The organism is Tersicoccus phoenicis, from assembly GCF_001968835.1.
GTDB lineage: Bacteria > Actinomycetota > Actinomycetes > Actinomycetales > Micrococcaceae > Tersicoccus > Tersicoccus phoenicis.
The window spans coordinates 1-303 of the sequence record NZ_MRDE01000011.1; the positions used below are offsets into that span (position 1 = coordinate 1).

1 rRNA gene is annotated in these 303 nt (G+C 61.4%); it reads left to right on the forward strand.

The annotated features are described in order from the left end of the window. A 23S ribosomal RNA gene (locus BKD30_RS02340) occupies positions 1-303 on the forward strand; the annotation flags it as partial.

Below are 303 nucleotides of genomic sequence, written 5' to 3' on the forward strand. Positions count from 1 at the left end.
AACGCGGATGGGGCTAAACCGGTTGCGTGTGATACCCGGCAGGGGTTGCGTTTCCGGGGTTGTGGGACCGTTCGTCCAGGGTCTGCCGGCTCTGGCGCGTGAGGTGCGGGCGTATAGGTGAACAGGTTTGAATGCCTGACCGTAGAGGGTGCGAGTCCCGTAACCGTAATGCGTTCCGCCGCGTGGTGGTGTGTTCCCGAGTAGCACGGGGCCCGAGAAATCCCGTGTGAATCTGCCAGGACCACCTGGTAAGCCTGAATACTCCCTGATGACCGATAGCGGACCAGTACCGTGAGGGAAAGG